The sequence below is a fragment of the Rhodococcus sp. ENV425 genome, assembly GCF_002887785.1.
Classification (GTDB): Bacteria; Actinomycetota; Actinomycetes; order Mycobacteriales; family Mycobacteriaceae; genus Rhodococcus; species Rhodococcus aetherivorans.
The window spans coordinates 83,138-97,509 of sequence record NZ_PCZU01000086.1; the positions used below are offsets into that span (position 1 = coordinate 83,138).

13 protein-coding genes and 1 tRNA gene are annotated in these 14,372 nt (G+C 70.8%); 9 read left to right on the forward strand and 5 right to left on the reverse strand.

The genetic code is table 11. The annotated features are described in order from the left end of the window. Nucleotides 1-113 precede the first annotated feature (113 nt). Nucleotides 114-857 carry a methyltransferase domain-containing protein gene (locus CQZ88_RS06655; protein ID WP_084648695.1) on the reverse strand — a complete coding sequence of 248 codons (744 nt, stop codon included), beginning with the start codon at nt 855-857 and terminating at the stop codon, nt 114-116. A gap of 283 nt (nt 858-1,140) precedes the next feature. Next, nucleotides 1,141-1,226 (reverse strand) — tRNA-Leu (locus CQZ88_RS06660). A gap of 138 nt (nt 1,227-1,364) precedes the next feature. Here CQZ88_RS06660 and CQZ88_RS06665 point away from each other — a divergent pair. From CQZ88_RS06665 to pknB, 7 genes are all read left to right on the forward strand, one after another. Beyond that, nucleotides 1,365-2,726: an FhaA domain-containing protein gene (locus tag CQZ88_RS06665; RefSeq protein WP_072633822.1), complete on the forward strand. Its 1,362-nt coding sequence runs from the start codon at nt 1,365-1,367 to the stop codon at nt 2,724-2,726. Between the two features lie 160 nt (nt 2,727-2,886). Further along, entirely contained in the window at nt 2,887-3,351 is a 465-nt protein-coding gene (locus CQZ88_RS06670) for an FHA domain-containing protein (RefSeq protein ID WP_006942182.1), read from the forward strand. Beyond that, nucleotides 3,348-4,799, forward strand: coding sequence for a PP2C family serine/threonine-protein phosphatase (locus CQZ88_RS06675; protein WP_029546826.1), 1,452 nt, complete (start codon nt 3,348-3,350; stop codon nt 4,797-4,799). Before CQZ88_RS06670 ends, CQZ88_RS06675 begins: the two co-directional genes overlap by 4 nt. Further along, on the forward strand, nt 4,799-6,250 hold the full coding sequence (locus tag CQZ88_RS06680) for an FtsW/RodA/SpoVE family cell cycle protein (protein WP_029546825.1): 1,452 nt from the start codon (nt 4,799-4,801) through the stop codon (nt 6,248-6,250). Before CQZ88_RS06675 ends, CQZ88_RS06680 begins: the two co-directional genes overlap by 1 nt. Then, nucleotides 6,247-7,731, forward strand: a complete 1,485-nt coding sequence (locus CQZ88_RS06685; RefSeq protein WP_029546824.1) for a penicillin-binding protein 2 — start codon at nt 6,247-6,249, stop codon at nt 7,729-7,731. The genes CQZ88_RS06680 and CQZ88_RS06685 overlap by 4 nt, the downstream gene beginning before the upstream one ends. Before the next feature lie 2 nt (nt 7,732-7,733). After that, nucleotides 7,734-9,257, forward strand: a complete 1,524-nt coding sequence (locus CQZ88_RS06690) for a serine/threonine-protein kinase (RefSeq protein WP_102799442.1) — start codon at nt 7,734-7,736, stop codon at nt 9,255-9,257. Continuing rightward, complete coding sequence (pknB, locus tag CQZ88_RS06695; RefSeq protein WP_006942193.1) at nt 9,254-11,167, forward strand: Stk1 family PASTA domain-containing Ser/Thr kinase; 1,914 nt, start codon at nt 9,254-9,256, stop codon at nt 11,165-11,167. The genes CQZ88_RS06690 and pknB overlap by 4 nt, the downstream gene beginning before the upstream one ends. 35 nt (nt 11,168-11,202) lie before the next feature. Here pknB and CQZ88_RS06700 read toward each other — a convergent pair whose 3' ends face one another. Together CQZ88_RS06700 and CQZ88_RS06705 are read right to left on the reverse strand one after the other, a co-directional pair. Continuing rightward, nucleotides 11,203-11,865 carry an aminodeoxychorismate/anthranilate synthase component II gene (locus CQZ88_RS06700; RefSeq protein ID WP_006942196.1) on the reverse strand — a complete coding sequence of 221 codons (663 nt, stop codon included), beginning with the start codon at nt 11,863-11,865 and terminating at the stop codon, nt 11,203-11,205. 20 nt (nt 11,866-11,885) lie between these two features. Beyond that, nucleotides 11,886-12,611 carry a DUF881 domain-containing protein gene (locus CQZ88_RS06705; RefSeq protein ID WP_006942197.1) on the reverse strand — a complete coding sequence of 242 codons (726 nt, stop codon included), beginning with the start codon at nt 12,609-12,611 and terminating at the stop codon, nt 11,886-11,888. A gap of 114 nt (nt 12,612-12,725) precedes the next feature. Between CQZ88_RS06705 and crgA the strand changes: the two genes are divergently transcribed. After that, on the forward strand, nt 12,726-12,989 hold the full coding sequence (crgA, locus tag CQZ88_RS06710) for a cell division protein CrgA (RefSeq protein ID WP_006942200.1): 264 nt from the start codon (nt 12,726-12,728) through the stop codon (nt 12,987-12,989). A gap of 45 nt (nt 12,990-13,034) precedes the next feature. Further along, a complete protein-coding gene (locus CQZ88_RS06715) occupies nt 13,035-13,505 on the forward strand; it encodes a PH domain-containing protein (protein ID WP_065923249.1) in 471 nt (156 codons plus the stop codon). Here the strand turns inward: CQZ88_RS06715 and CQZ88_RS06720 are convergent. Continuing rightward, the coding region (locus CQZ88_RS06720) for a rhomboid family intramembrane serine protease (protein ID WP_258008480.1) at nt 13,490-14,372 on the reverse strand (883 nt) is incomplete at its 5' end. The two genes, CQZ88_RS06715 and CQZ88_RS06720, sit on opposite strands and share 16 nt — an antisense overlap.

The window sequence follows — 14,372 nt, forward strand, 5'->3', positions numbered from 1 at the left end:
GCACTTTCTGCAGAGGCGTTCCAGAGCTTTTCCCTGAGTTCTCCGGAGCATTACCCGTCCTGCCCGGCGAGGGCCACCCTTGCGGACTTCCTGACCCGAGACGCGAGTCCGTATCAGGCCGAACCTGCAGCTTCCGGAGCATGCGAGGTGATGTGGCGGCACACCAGCATGTGGTGAGCGCCCCTTTGGAACCGGTAGTCGACCTCGACGACTTCACCGGCGATGTCGTGGTTCCGAAGGTCGGTGAGCAGCTCGTCCACGCGGGGATAGCGAACCGAGGAACCCGAGACCACGAGCGGAAAGACCCGCAGTTCACCGCGGGCGACACGCATCAGTTCCCGGATCGCGTCGAGGTGGAAGGTGTGATCGAGGCGGTCGGAATAGCTGAACAGCAGGTGCGAGCTGAGCACGAGATCGAAAGCGGCATCGGGGAACGGCAAGGACGGCAACCGCCCGGCAACGTAGCGGCGCGGATGCCGGCGGATATCTGCGGCGAATTCCTCGACTGCCTGCCGACGCACGCGTGCATGCTCGTCGGGATCGGCGAAGAACGTCCAGTCGTAATGTTCGGCGTGGGCTCGGATGTACCGGTTCCCACGATCGGTTTCAGCTACCGCAACGACGGCGAGTTGTTCGGTCTCGCGGTCGAAATAGGCCATATCGCATGCGGTCACGTCACCGCCGAGTCGGTTCACTGCGCTGGTGAACCCCGCGGCGCCACCCGGACAGTCCAGGATTGTGCGGGACAGGTCCACGTCGGTGAGATTGAACATCGACCGGTACTCGTCCAGTGAACGGGAGCTGATCAGCATCTCGCCGATACCTGTCGTGGGTGCGGTATCGAGGTCGTGGGTCACGGGGTGGTTCCTCTCGGATCGAGGCCACCTCACCCGCCGACCGGTATCACCGTCGTACAGGAAAGTGAGCGTCACCGACCGCGGAGAAGGCGGCCGGACAACACAGTCGACAAGGCCGCTAGAAGTACGGCCACCAGGGCTGTGTCAGGGTCATCACCGCTCTATGACAACACGGCCGAAGACCGAACCCGAATCGGACCGCCCGTCCGATCGATCAACGAAACGAGGCCACGACCTCTTTCGAGTTCGTGACCTCGTCCGTCGCAGTTCGTGGAACTGCTCATGGTGGGCGAAGGGGGACTTGAACCCCCACGTCCCGAAGGACACTGGCACCTGAAGCCAGCGCGTCTGCCATTCCGCCACTCGCCCGAGCGACTGGAGAACAGTAACACACCCTCCCGCCGAACAACGATTCGCCTGCACAGAGGCCCTTTGCCGGCGCTGCACCGGCCCGCCGGGGCAGCGCCGCCCCCTCCACCGGGCCGGATCGGACGAAAAGTCGATACCATGCAGAAGCGAGCTCTGCATTGCGACACGCAGACCGGAAAGGGGGTCGCCGTGGGTATCGCGCAGCGATTCGAGCGCAAGCTGCAGGCTGCCGTCAGCGACGTGTTCGCGCGCGTCTTCGGTGGCGGTGTAGTTCCGCAGGAAGTGGAGGCCGCGCTCCAGCGCGAGGCCACCGACGGCGTCCAGCAGCTCGACCGGGGCCACATGCTGGCTCCCAACCGGTACGTGATCACGATCAGCGAATCCGATCACGAAGCCCTCGCCGCGGATCGGGACTTGACGGTGAAGGCGTTCGCGCGTCACCTTGAGGACTTCATCCGCGAGCAGGGGTGGCAGACCTACGGTCAGATCCAGGTCGCATTCGAGTCGTCGGCGGCACTGCACACCGGGCAGTTCCGCACGCACGGGTCGGTCGACCCCGACGTCGGGCGCTCACCGGTGCGCGCCCCGGCCTCGCGGACACCGCACAACCGTTCAACCGTGACCCCCGACCCAGGAGTTGGCTCGATGACGCAGAATCCAGGCTACGACCCAAGCCGTGACCCCGCCGAGAGCGCCGAACCGCAGTACGCGCGGAACGGTCACGCGCACGTAGGCCAGGATCAGCGCTACCAGCAGGGCCAGCGGAACGGCGGGGCGTATCCCGCCGCGCAGGCGCCCTACGGCGGCGAGCAGCAGGGCGGTTACGACGCCGGCGGCTACGACCAGCAGGACTACGGCCGGGCCGGCGGCCACGAGGACCGGGGCTACGGCGAGGAGCGGGGCTACGGCGGCCACTCCGGACAGGCGTACAGCCAGGACTACGGGCGCGACTACTCCCCGCAGTACCCGTCGCAGCAGGCCTACGGCGACGACCGCTACCAGGGCGGGTACGCCCAGCCCGGCGGCTACGACCAGGGCTACGCCGACCAGGCTTACGGCCAGCAGGGCTACGCCGGACAGGGCTACCCCGACCAGGGCTACGCGGAGCAGGGTTACGGCCAGCAGGGCTACCCCGACCAAGGGTACGCGGATCAGGGCTATGCGGATCAGGGCTACGGCGCCGGCGCGTACCAGCCCCCGCAGGCCGGCCGGGTGCTGACCGCGACGCTCCAGCTCGAGGACGGCAGCGGGCGCTACTACCAGCTCCGGGAGGGCAGCAACATCGTCGGACGCGGGCAGGACGCCCAGTTCCGGCTGCCGGACACCGGTGTCTCCCGGCGCCACATCGACATTCGCTGGGACGGGCAGGTGGCCATGCTCTCGGATCTCGGTTCCACCAACGGCACCACCGTCAACGGCGCGCCCGTGCAGGACTGGCAGCTCGCCGACGGCGACGTGATCCGGGCGGGACACTCGGAGATCCTGGTGCGCATTCTCTGAACGCCGGGGACCGAGACCCGATCGGAACCGGCACGAGACCCATCCGACGCGTCGGCAACGCGCCGGACGATGCGTCTCGTCGCCCGGGGTCCGTATTGTGGGTGACCGCAGCGCACCGGACGACACCGCACCGGGCCGATACGCAGAAGGAGGGCGAGCCGTGCAGGGGCTGATTCTGCAGCTGACCCGGGCGGGGTTCCTGCTCCTGCTGTGGTTGTTCATCTGGGCGATCCTGCGCACGCTGCGGTCGGACATCTACGCCGGTGCCGCACGTCCGGTCCCGCGTTACTCGCCGCGCAACCAGTCGGTGCTGCCCTCGCTGGGCCGCGGCAAGTCCGCGAAGTTCCTGGTGGTGACCCAGGGCGCGCTTGCGGGCACCCGCATCACGCTCGGCACCCAACCCGTCCTGATCGGCCGGGCCGACGACTCGACCCTCGTCCTCACCGACGACTACGCCTCCACCCGGCACGCCCGCCTGTCGCCGCGCGGGTCGGACTGGTACGTCGAGGACCTGGGCTCGACCAACGGCACGTACCTGGACCGTGCCAAGGTCACCACCGCCGTCCGCGTACCCCTGGGCACACCTGTCCGGGTCGGGAAGACCGTGATCGAGCTCCGCCCGTGACCCTCGTACTGCGTTACGCCGCCCGCAGCGACCGCGGCTTGGTTCGTTCCAACAACGAAGATTCCGTGTACGCGGGGGCCCGCCTGCTCGCCCTCGCCGACGGAATGGGGGGCCACGCCGCCGGCGAGGTCGCCTCGCAGCTGATGATCGCGGCGCTCGCCCACCTCGACGACGACGAACCCGGCGGGGACCTGCTCGGCAAGCTCGCCGCCGCCGTGCGCGAGGGCAACGCCGCCATCGCCGATCAGGTCGAGGAGGAACCCGAACTCGACGGCATGGGCACCACGCTCACCGCCATCCTCTTCGCCGGCAGCAAGCTCGGCCTCGCCCACATCGGCGATTCGCGCGCCTACCTGCTGCGCGACGGCCAGCTCACCCAGATCACCCGCGACGACACCTTCGTGCAGTCCCTCGTCGACGAGGGCCGCATCACGCCCGAGCAGGCGCACAGCCACCCGCAGCGATCGCTGATCATGCGCGCCCTCACCGGCAGCGAGGTCGAACCGACCCTCACCGTGCGCGAGGCGCGCGCCGGCGACCGCTACCTCATCTGCTCCGACGGCCTGTCCGACGTCGTCAGCGACGAGACCATCGCCAACACCCTGAGCGAGGGCACGCAGGACGAGTGCGCCGACCGGCTCATCGAACTCGCGCTGCGCAGCGGCGGCCCCGACAACGTCACCGTCGTCGTCGCCGACGTCATCGACCTCGACTACGGCCAGAGCCACCCGATCGTCGCCGGCGCCGCGTCCGGGGACGACGAGGACACCCCGCCGCCCAACACCGCCGCGGGCCGCGCCGCCGCGATGCGTCCGCCGCGGGCCACGCCCAAGCGCGTCGTCGTGCAGAACGAGCCCGAGCCCAAGCGCAAGCGCAGCCGGATGTGGTGGCCGCTCGTCGCGGTCGTGGTGCTCGGACTGCTCGTCGCCGGGGCAGCCGTGGGCCGCACGATGATCCGCAGCTACTACTACGTCGGCGACGACGACGGCCGCGTCACGGTGCTGCGCGGCGTACCCGGCAACATCCTCGGCTACTCGCTGCAGGAACAGTCCCTCGTCGGCTGCCTCGCCGACGACGGAACCTTGACCCTGACCTCCCCACAGGAGGCCGACTGCCGCGTCATGCTGGTCGACGACCTGCAGCCGACCGCCCGCGAGCAGGTGCGGGCGGGCCTGCCCTCCGGATCCCTCGACGACGCGCGCACCCAGATGAACCGTCTCGCCGAGAACGACCTGCTCCCGGTGTGCGTCGAGGAACAGCCGGCGCCCGCACCGGCTCCGGCTCCGGCTCCGGAACCGGCGCCCGCACCGGCCCCGACGACCCCGCCGGCAGCTCCCGCGTCGGAGCCCGCACCCGCCGCGGCACCGGCCCCCGCACCGACCCCGACACCCGAGCCGACGCCGGCGGTTCCGCAGGTGCCGGGCCAGAACTGCCGGGTGGGCGCCTGATGTCGGTGTCCCACGCACCCGGAGCTTCCTTCCCCAGTCCTCCCGGAGGTTTCGCCCCGGCTCCCGCCGTGTCCACCCGGCGCGGCACGGAGCTGCTGCTCATCGTCGCCGCCATCGCGATCACCACGGTGTCGCTGATGCTGGTCGAGGCGAGCCAGGAACAGACCGTGACCCTGGATCTGGCCAAGTACGGGCTGACGTATGCGGTGCTGTTCCTCGCCGCGCACCTGGCGGTGCGCCGGTTCGCGCCGTACGCCGACCCGCTGCTGCTGCCGATCGTCGCGCTGCTCAACGGCCTCGGACTGGTCCTGATCCACCGGCTCGACCTCGCCGACGAGGAGAACGCGCTCTACCTCGGGCAGCCGATCCCCTCCCCCGACGCCAACCAGCAGGTGCTGTGGACGGCGCTCGCCATCGCCGGCTTCGTCGCGGTGCTCGCGCTGCTGCACGACTACCGGCTCCTCGCCCGGTTCAGCTACACGCTGGGCCTGATCGGCCTCGTCGCCCTCGCCGTCCCGGCCCTGCTGCCGTCCCGCTTCTCCGAGGTCAACGGCGCCAAGATCTGGATCCGGCTGCCCGGGTTCAGCATCCAGCCCGGCGAGTTCGCCAAGATCCTGCTCATCATCTTCTTCGCCTCCGTGCTGGTGGCCAAGCGCGACCTGTTCACCACCGCCGGCAAACACGTGCTCGGCATGGACTTCCCCCGCGCCCGCGACCTGGGCCCGATCCTGGCCGCGTGGATCCTCTCGATCGGCGTCATGGTGTTCGAGAAGGACCTCGGCACGTCGCTGCTGCTGTTCAGCACGGTGCTGGTGATGCTGTACATCGCGACCGAGCGGGTGGGCTGGCTGCTCATCGGCGGTGCCCTGCTCGTCGTCGGCTTCTACTTCGCCTACCAGATGTTCGGGCACGTGCGGGTGCGGGTGGAGACGTGGCTCGACCCGCTGGCCGACTACAACAACACCGGCTACCAGATCTCGCAGTCGCTGTTCGGTCTCGCCACCGGCGGCGTCGCCGGCACCGGGCTCGGCAGCGGACGTCCCGCGCAGGTGCCGTTCGCCAAGACCGACTTCATCGTCGCCGCGATCGGTGAGGAACTCGGGCTCATCGGCCTCAGCGCCATCCTCCTCCTGTTCCTGATCCTGATCATGCGGGGAATGCGCACCGCGATCGCCGTCCGCGACAGCTTCGGCAAGCTGCTGGCCGCCGGCCTGTCGTTCACCATCGCGATCCAGTTGTTCGTCGTCGTCGGCGGCGTCACCAAGCTGATCCCCCTCACCGGGCTCACCACGCCGTTCATGTCCTACGGCGGCTCGTCGCTGCTGGCGAACTACCTCCTGCTGGCACTGCTGGTGAAGATCTCCAACGCGGCCCGCGAACCCGCCGCCCCACGCAAGAAGGCACCGCCACCGATCGCGGACGCGCCGACGGAAATGCTGGGGCGCGGATGAACGCACCGCTCCGCAAGGTCGCGATGGCGGTGATGTTCATGGTCGTCGCGCTGCTCGCAAACGCCACCTACGTGCAGGTCATCAAGGCCGACGACCTGCGCACCGACCCGCGCAACTCCCGGGTGCTCATCGACGAGTACTCACGCCAGCGCGGCCAGATCTCCGCGAGCGGACAGGTCCTGGCGGTGTCGGTCCCCACCGACAGCCGCTACAAGTACCTGCGCACGTACCCGGCCGCGCCCGAGCAGCCGATGAGCCCGCTCGCGTATGCACCCGTGACCGGGTTCTACTCGATGCAATACGGCAGCACCGGGCTCGAGCGCACCGAGGACGAGGTCCTCAACGGCTCCGACAACCGGCTGTTCGGCCGGCGCTTCTTCGATCTGGTCTCCGGGCGGGACCCGCGCGGCGGGAACGTGGTCACCACCGTCGACCCGGTCATGCAGCAGGTGGCCTACGACGAGCTCACGTCCAAGGGCTACACCGGCTCGGTCGTGGCCATCGAGCCGAGCACCGGCCGCATCCTGGCAATGGTGAGCACCCCGAGCTACGACCCCAACCGGCTCTCGGGTCACGACGGTGCCGCCACCTCGCAGGCGTGGGAGGAACTCAACGCCGACCCCGACAAGCCCATGCTCAACCGCGCCATCTCGCAGACCTACCCGCCCGGCTCGACGTTCAAGGTCGTGGTGACCGCCGCGGCCCTCGCCGCGGGCACCACTCCCGACGACCAGTTCACCGCCGCGCCGAACATCACCCTCCCCGACACCGCGACCACGCTGGAGAACTACGGCGGCGCGACGTGCGGCGGCGGCCCCACCGCCACCCTGCGCGAGGCCTTCGCCCGCTCCTGCAACACCGCCTTCGTCGAGATGGGCCTGAAGACCGGCAAGGACGCCCTCGCCGAGCAGGCCGAGGCGCTGGGCGTCGGCGAGTCCGTGGACATCCCCGTCCCCGTCGCGGCGAGCACGATCGGGCCGATCCCCGACGGCGCCGCGCTCGGCCAGTCGAGCATCGGTCAGCGTGACGTCGCACTCACCCCGCTGCAGAACGCCGTGATTGCCGCCACAGTCGCCAACGGCGGCGTCCGGATGCAGCCGCATCTGGTGTCGCAGTTGCAGTCGCCGGACCTGTCGGTGCTGGCGGAGACCACGCCGCTGTCGGCAGGACAGGCGATGTCGCCGCAGGTCGCGGCCACCCTGACCGACCTGATGATCGGATCCGAGAACTTCTCCGGCGGCGAGGGGAAGATCCCGGGGGTCCAGATCGCGTCGAAGACCGGTACCGCCGAGCACGGCGACGACCCCCGTAACACTCCCCCGCACACGTGGTATATCGCCTTTGCGCCCGCCCAGCAGCCGACAGTTGCCGTGGCGGTCATCGTGGAGGACGGCGGCGACCGCGCACTCGCCGCCACGGGAGGCTCGGTTGCCGCGCCGATCGGACGTGCCGTGATCGCGGCGGGAATGCAGAGAGGCTGATTATGGCTTTGCACAGCGGCGCCATGATCGCCGACCGTTACCGGCTGCAACGGCTCATCGCCACCGGCGGCATGGGACAGGTGTGGGAGGGGCTCGACACCCGTCTCGACCGCCGGGGGGCGGTGAAGGTCCTCAAGGCCGAGCTCTCCGGCGACGCGGACTTCCTGACCCGTTTCCGGTTCGAGGCGCGCACCACCGCGCAGCTCAACCACCCCGGCATCGCCGGCGTGTTCGACTACGGCGAGACCACCGACGCCGAGGGCCAGTCCATCGCGTACCTCGTGATGGAACTCGTGCACGGCGAGCCCCTCAACGCCGTCCTCGCCCGGGTGGGCCGGCTGTCGCTGCCGCACACCCTGGACATGCTCGAGCAGACCGGGCGGGCGCTGCAGGCTGCCCACGACGCCGGGGTCGTGCACCGCGACGTCAAACCCGGCAACATCCTCATCACCCCCACCGGCCAGGTGAAGATCACCGACTTCGGCATCGCCAAGGCCGTCGACGCGTCGCCGGTGACGCGCACCGGCATGGTCATGGGCACCGCTCAGTACATCGCGCCCGAGCAGGCTCTCGGCCAGGAGGCGACGTCGGCGAGCGACGTGTACTCGCTCGGCGTCGTCGGGTACGAGGCCCTCGCCGGCCGGCGACCGTTCCTCGGCGACAGCGTCGTCACCGTCGCGATGAAGCACGTGCAGGAGACGCCCGCGCCGCTGCCCACCGACCTGCCGGCGGGGGTGCGTGAACTCATCGAGATCGCCATGACGAAGGATCCGGCGTACCGGTACACCAGCGGCGGCGAGTTCGCCGACGCCGTCTCCGCGGTGCGCGCCGGGCGGCCGGTGCCACCGCCGGGCAACGTGCCGCCGGTCACCGGTGCCACGCGGATCCTGCCGCCCGGGGTGCCGGGCACCACCGCGCCCACCGCCGCGACCCGCGCGCTCGGTCCGACCCCGCCTCCGCCGTCGCGGCCGTACTACGCCCCGACGTACGCGAACGGCGGCGACCAGCCGCCCACCGGACCCACCCCGTCCGGCGACAAGCGCTCCCCCAGCCCGAAGGTCCTCGCCTGGGCGGCCGGGGCGGCGGTGGCCCTGGCGCTCGTCGTGTTGGCGCTGGTGCTGCTGGGCGGCGACAATTCGGGTGACGCGGGCCCCGCGCGGTCCACGACGACCACGCAGGCCCCGACGACCACCACCCGCGCGACGACGACCACGCGGCCGCCGCGGACCACCACCACGACGGAGGAACCGACCACCACGGCTCCTCCCACCACGACGCAGGCGCCCACCACGACCCCCGAGCCGACGACGACCACCCCGCCGCCGCCGACGACGACGGAGGCGCCGACGACCACCGCGCCGCCGACCACGACGACGGCCACGACGACCACAGCCGCCACCACGACGACGGCCGAGACGACCACCACCACGGTCTCGTTGCCGGATGGCGGCGACGGTGGTCTCGAACCCGGAGCCATAGACAACCCGTTCACCCCGATCGAGCCAGTCACCCGAGGACAGTCATGACCACACCCCGCAAGCTCTCTTCCCGCTACGAGTTGGGTGAGATCCTCGGCTTCGGTGGCATGTCGGAGGTGCACCTGGCCCGGGATCTGCGGCTCGACCGCGACGTGGCGATCAAGGTGCTGCGCGCCGACCTCGCCCGCGACCCCACGTTCTATCTCCGGTTCCGCCGCGAAGCCCAGAACGCGGCCGCGCTGAACCATCCGGCGATCGTCGCCGTGTACGACACCGGCGAGGCGGAGACCGAGGCCGGCCCGCTGCCGTACATCGTCATGGAGTACGTCGAGGGCGATACGCTGCGCGACATCGTGCGCTCCCAGGGGCCGATGACCCCGAAGCGGGCCATGGAGGTCGTGGCCGACGTGTGCGCCGCCCTGGACTTCAGCCACCGCAACATGATCGTCCACCGCGACGTCAAGCCCGCGAACGTCATGATCACCCGTTCCGGCGCGGTCAAGGTGATGGACTTCGGCATCGCCCGGGCCATCTCCGACGCCGCGAGCCCGATGACGCAGACGGCCGCGGTGATCGGCACCGCCCAGTACCTGTCGCCGGAGCAGGCCCGCGGCGAGCAGGTCGACGCCCGCTCCGACGTGTACTCGGTCGGCTGTGTGCTGTTCGAGATCCTCACCGGCAAGCCGCCGTTCCAGGGCGACTCCCCGGTGGCCGTCGCGTACCAGCATGTCCGGGAGGATCCGCCGCTGCCCTCGTCGGTGAACTCCGCCGTCCCGCCGGAGCTGGACTCGGTGATCCTCAAGGCGATGGCGAAGAACCCCGCCAACCGCTACCAGAGCGCCGCCGAGATGCGCAGCGACCTGATCCGCGTGCTCAGCGGCCAGAAGCCCAGCGCGCCGATGGTGATGACCGACGAGGACCGCACCACCATCCTCGGGGCCGTCGACGGCGCCGGGACACCGCGCAACGGCGCGGACCGCGGGGCCGCCGGAGTCGTCGCGGGTGGGACCGCGGCCGCGCCGCAACGTTCCCGGGCACTGCGCAACACGCTGCTGGGCCTGGCCGCGGTCGTGATCGTCGGCATCGTCGGCGTGTTCCTGTGGACCTCGGGCCCCGGCTCGAGCGCCGCGCAGATCCCCGTCCCCGACGTGCGCAACCTCGCCGCGGAGATCGCGGAGAGCAGGCTGCAGGATGCCGGGTTCGAGGTGTCGGTGCAGATGAAGCCCGACGCGGTGGTCGCCAGCGGCAACGTCGTCAACACCCGGCCGGTCGCCGGGGTCCAGGCCGAGGAGGGCAGCACCGTCACCCTCGAGGTCTCGAGCGGGCCCGAGCAGGTGCAGATCCCGCGGCTCGCGGGCATGAACCAGCAGGAGGCGCTGCAGACCCTGGCCGAGGCCGGGCTGCGGCTCGATCCGAATGTGGCGCGGGCGCCGTCGTCGGCGGCCGAACGCGACACCGTCGTCGACCAGAGTCCCGCCGCGGGAGCGGACGCCGACCGCGACAGCGCGGTGAGCGTGACGCTCGGCAGCGGCCCCGAGCAGATCCGCGTGCCCAACGTCGTGGGTCAGGCCACCGAGGTGGCGCGCGACAACATCGAGGCCGCGGGCTTCACCGTCGTGGTCGACGAGATCGACTCCAGCCAGCCGGCCGGGACGGTCGTGTCGAGCAGCCCGGCGGGCGGAACCAGCGCCACGAAGGGCGACACGGTCACCATCCAGGTGTCCAACGGGAACCGCATCGAGATGCCGGCGTTGACGAACAGGACGGTGTCCGAGGCGCTGACGGCGCTGCGGGCGGCCGGCTGGACGGGTTCGCCGGCGCAGCTCGTGCAGAACCGTGAGGCCACCCTCGACCCGGAGCTCGTGGGCAAGGTCATCGCCCAGCAGCAGCCCCCGGGGTCGGAGATCTCCAACTCGGAGACCATCACCGTGGGCGTGGGCGTGCTGGGTATCCGCTGAGCTGCGCTCGGATATCGGTCCGCGGAGCGGACGGCTCAGGCGGCGCCGCCCGCGAGCGCCTTCGCCATCTCCGCCTCCAGCCGGGCCACCAGCTGCTCGTCCGGCGCCTCGCCGCACACGGCCAGCCAGTTCGCCAGCATCCGGTGACCGCCCTGGGTGAGGACCGACTCGGGGTGGAACTGGACGCCGTGGATCGGCAGCTCGCGATGCCGCAGGGCCATGACGATGCCGCTCTCGGTGTATCCGGTCGGCACGAGCTCGTCGGGCATCGTCTGCGGCAGCACCGTGAGCGAGTGGTAGCGCGTCGCGGTGAACGGATCCGGCAGGCCGGCCAGCACACCGGTGCCGTCGTGCCACACCGAGCTGGTCTTGCCGTGCAGCAGCTCCGGGGCACGGTCGACCGTCGCGCCGAAGGCGGCACCGATCGCCTGATGGCCCAGGCAGACGCCGAGCAGCGGTGTGCTCGCGGCGGCGCAGGCACGCACGAGGTCCATGCTGGCGCCGGCCCGCTGCGGGGTGCCCGGACCGGGGCTGAGGAGGATCCCGTCGAACTCGGCCGCGATCCGGTCCGCGGCGCCGGGGCCGGTGAGCCGCTCGTCGTCGTTGCGCCACACCTCGGCCCGGGTACCGAGCTGCCCCAGGTACTGCACGAGATTGAAGACGAAGCTGTCGTAGTTGTCGACGACGAGGATGCGCATGCGGAAAGGGTACCGACCCGTCAGCGCAGCGTCGTTCCGCCCGTGTAGGCGGGTACCGACAGGGCATCCGACGCCTGCTGCGTGTAGCCCAACCCGTAGCGGCCCGCGTACTGCCTGTACACGCGGATGCCCGGCTCGGCGGCCAGCGCCGCCTCGAGCCGGGCGGGGTCGCCCAGCGCGGTGATCACGTACGGCGGGGAGTAGGTGCGGCCGTGCAGCAGCAGGGTGTTGCCGATGCAGCGCGGCGCCGACGTCGCGACGATCCGCTGATCCTGCATGGCGATCGCCTCCGCCCCGCCGGCCCACATCGCGTTGAGCACGCTCTGCACGTCCTGCTGGTGCACCACGAGATCGTCGGGCGACGCGTCCGCCGGATACCGGCCGTCGGCGCCGCGCGGGGCATCGGTGAGGCTGACGGTGACGCCCGGGCCACGCCGTGCGGTCAGCCCGGCGGGGTCCTCGAGGGCGGCGGTGTCGGCGAGCACCGCGGCGACGTCGTCGTCGGTGGCCGCGGCCTGCGCCTGCAGCTCGGCGACGCGTCCCGCGAGGTCGTCGCGGGTGGCGGCGAGCTCGTCGGCCTTGGCCTGCGCCGCCCGCACGAGATCGGACAGCCGCGCGGAGTCGCTCACGCGCAGTTCCGCGCCGTCGGAGACCCCGCGGGTGGTGCCGAGCAGCAACCCGGCGAGCAGACACACGGCCAGCGCGGCGGCAGTCCACCCGAGCGCGCGGGCCCGGCCGTCCGACACGTGGACCCTCCGTTCCGGATTCTGCGTTAGCGTGTACTCACACTGGCAGTACACATCAGGTAGCTGCCCAACCTACCTGTCCGCCCCGCGCGGTACCGCACGAACGAGGACGTCATGCCCAAGTCGAAGGTCCGGAAGAAGACCGACTACACGATCAACCCGGTGAGCCGAACCCCCGTGAAGGTGAAGGCGGGCCCGTCGAGCACCTGGTACGTCGCGCTGATGCTCGGCTTCATGCTCGTCGGCCTGGCCTGGCTGGTGGTGTACTACCTCGCGGCCGAGCAGATCTCGTGGATGAACGACCTCGGTGCGTACAACTTCCTCATCGGCTTCGGGTTCATGATCGTCGGCCTGATCATGACCATGAGATGGCGGTGAGGTTACAGGGATGTAGTTCATCCCCACCTGTGGACAAACCTGTGGATGAACTGGGGAAAGCTCCCCGTGGCGGCTAAATCGCTCCGCTGGTCCACACCCCCGCTCGCGATCGCCGCGCTCACGGCGGGCGGCATTGTGCTCGCCGTCGCCGCGGCGACGACGGCCGATGCCGCCGGTCGCACGCTCGTCGGGCTCGCGGCCGTGGTGGCGTTCGCGGTCGCGGCCCTCGCGGTCCGTCAGCGTCCGCGGCTCGAGGTGCTTCCGGACGGCGCCGGGCTGGCCGTCACCCGTCTGTCGGGACGACGCGAGCTGCCCCGCGCGGCCCTGATGCGGGTGCGGATCGTCGCGTATCCGCGGCTCGGCCGTCGCGTGCCGATGCTGGAGATCGACGTGCGCGATCCCCGCGGCGACGAGCAGCTGCTGATCTTCGGGCGCTGGGACCTGGGCACCGACCCCCGCACGGTGTACGACGCGCTCGCGGTGCGGGGGCTGGCGCCGGATCAGACGCCGAGCTGAGCCCGCAGGCGCAGGACCGCCAGCACGAGGACCAGCACGGTGACCACCGTGACGGCTGCCAGCGCGAGCCAGCCCGTCCGGACGAAGCGGGCACGGTCGTCGCCCGCGCCCAGCGCCCGCGGCGCGAACAACAGCGCCGCCGTCGCCGCCGCACCCGCGGCCAGGCCGCCGAGGTGTCCCCACAGGGAGATGCCCGGGATGGTGATGCTGATGACGACGTTGAGGACGACGATCATCAGCACCGGCGCGGGGCTGCGCCGCAGCCGCATCAGGATCACCGCCTGCGCGCCCAGCAGGCCGAACACGGCGCCGGAGGCACCGGCGGTCACGGCGTCGGTCTGGAGCAGCATCACCGCGGCGGATCCGCCGAGGATGGACACCAGGTATACGGCCAGGTACCGAAGCCGGCCGAGGACGAGTTCGGTGTCACGCCCGATCACGTACAGCGCGAACATGTTGACCGCGAGGTGCAGCACACCGAAGTGCAGGAACCCGCTGCCGAGCACGCGGATGTATTCGTCGCGCACCGCGATCATCGGCGGCCACAGCGCCCACTCGAAGAACAGGCTCGACGAGCGCTCGTTGTTCATCACGCTGCCGGACTGGGCGGCGGTGATCGCGAAGATCGCGGTGTTCAGCGCGATCAGGATGTAGGTCACGAGGGGGGTGTTCGTCTGCGCCCGCATGGGCGCCCCCGCGACGGTGCGGGCCTGCGGGACATCGCGCTGGGCGGCCGCGACGCAGTCGACGCACTGCTGACCCACTGCGGCGGGCCGCAGGCAGTCGGGGCAGGCCGGTCGCCCGCATCGGCTGCACGAGAGCAGGGTCGGGCGATCGGGATGCCGGACGCACCGCGGCTGGGGCGGG

Excerpts from the sequence above, each read along its gene's own strand:
- CQZ88_RS06665 (WP_072633822.1), top strand. The coding sequence starts at position 1,365 with ATGCAGAAGCGAGCTCTGCATTGCGACACGCAGACCGGAAAGGGGGTC.
- CQZ88_RS06680 (WP_029546825.1), top strand. The coding sequence starts at position 4,799 with ATGTCGGTGTCCCACGCACCCGGAGCTTCCTTCCCCAGTCCTCCCGGA.
- CQZ88_RS06685 (WP_029546824.1), top strand. The coding sequence starts at position 6,247 with ATGAACGCACCGCTCCGCAAGGTCGCGATGGCGGTGATGTTCATGGTC.
- CQZ88_RS06690 (WP_102799442.1), top strand. The coding sequence starts at position 7,734 with ATGGCTTTGCACAGCGGCGCCATGATCGCCGACCGTTACCGGCTGCAA.
- pknB (WP_006942193.1), top strand. The coding sequence starts at position 9,254 with ATGACCACACCCCGCAAGCTCTCTTCCCGCTACGAGTTGGGTGAGATC.
- CQZ88_RS06700 (WP_006942196.1), bottom strand. The coding sequence starts at position 11,865 with ATGCGCATCCTCGTCGTCGACAACTACGACAGCTTCGTCTTCAATCTC.
- crgA (WP_006942200.1), top strand. The coding sequence starts at position 12,726 with ATGCCCAAGTCGAAGGTCCGGAAGAAGACCGACTACACGATCAACCCG.
- CQZ88_RS06715 (WP_065923249.1), top strand. The coding sequence starts at position 13,035 with ATGAACTGGGGAAAGCTCCCCGTGGCGGCTAAATCGCTCCGCTGGTCC.